Source organism: uncultured Polaribacter sp. (assembly GCF_947497695.1).
GTDB lineage: Bacteria > Bacteroidota > Bacteroidia > Flavobacteriales > Flavobacteriaceae > Polaribacter.
The window spans coordinates 1-1,023 of record NZ_CANMHM010000028.1 but is presented as its reverse complement, the minus strand read 5'-3'; the positions used below and the strand labels follow the sequence as shown (position 1 = coordinate 1,023).

The window sequence follows — 1,023 nt, the reverse complement described above, 5'->3', positions numbered from 1 at the left end:
AAGCACTAAAAAAAAGCAATGTAAAACTATAAGTTTTACATTGCTTTTTTTAATTTTTAAACATAATTTGAGTTTACAGCAAAATTATGACGTAATTATCCCATTATTTAATTTTTAATAATTAAAATTTAAGCTGTTTTTACTAAGATTTGTTTTTCCATTCTTCTACCAATTTCAAGACAATTTGCTGTATGAATACCAAAAAATATCCATAGTATTTCGGTTTTCTTAGTCTTGGCTTTGATTTTTTTTAGATGATAATGTTCTTTCTCTTTTCCAAAACTGCCCTCTAATCTTGTAGCTCTTTCTTTAGTTATCATTTTAGCTAATTGTAATTGTTGTTTTCGATGTTTTGAAGGTTTTCCCTTTGGCTTAAAGTCAGTTTGTATTTTTTTTGAAGTAGCAAAAACTCTATTTTTATTAGTGGCGTAGATTGCATCTGCTCCAACTATTTTAACTTTTGTTTTTGTAAGTCTTTGCGCTTTATAAATTGTGTTTTTTAATTGAGTGCCTTCGTTAAAATTATCAAAACTAACTCGCTGTATAAAATTAATTCCATCTATTTGGAGCTTATTTACCTTTGCTCCAAACTCTACAGCTTTAATCTCCTTTCCTCTCACAATTGGTCGAAGATACTCTTTACCAATACTTACAATTCTATTTTTAGGTTTTTCTCCCTTAATAAATAGTAATGATTGTTGATTACTTATTTTCTTAATGGTTGCTCTACGTTTATAATAGTTAGAAGGCATTTTAAAAGAATATTGTTTTTCTAAACTATCTAATTCTTTGTTTATTTTTTTGAGTAAATACAATAAAGATCTGGTTAAAGGTGTGCGTTTTTTGTTCGTTTTTCTACGCATTTTACTGAAATTAATATACCGCTTTTCCATTTTAAGTATTTGGTACGAGGTAGTTTTAACTTTAGTTCTTTACAGATTATTTTCATCTGTTTATAACTCCAATCAACAGACTCCCATAATAGTTTCTGATTTGTGGGATATCTAACTTCACTCTCATAAC

1 protein-coding gene is annotated in these 1,023 nt (G+C 27.6%); it reads right to left on the bottom strand.

What is annotated here, in order from left to right; all coding sequences use genetic code 11:
- Nucleotides 1-128: 128 nt before the first annotated feature.
- Nucleotides 129-893, bottom strand: a complete 765-nt coding sequence (locus tag Q0731_RS13115; RefSeq protein ID WP_299064815.1) for a transposase — start codon at nt 891-893, stop codon at nt 129-131.
- Between the last annotated feature and the right edge of the window lie 130 nt (nt 894-1,023).

Bases quoted from the DNA above. Each gene is read 5' to 3' on its own strand.
- Q0731_RS13115 (WP_299064815.1), bottom strand. From the start codon at position 893: ATGGAAAAGCGGTATATTAATTTCAGTAAAATGCGTAGAAAAACGAAC.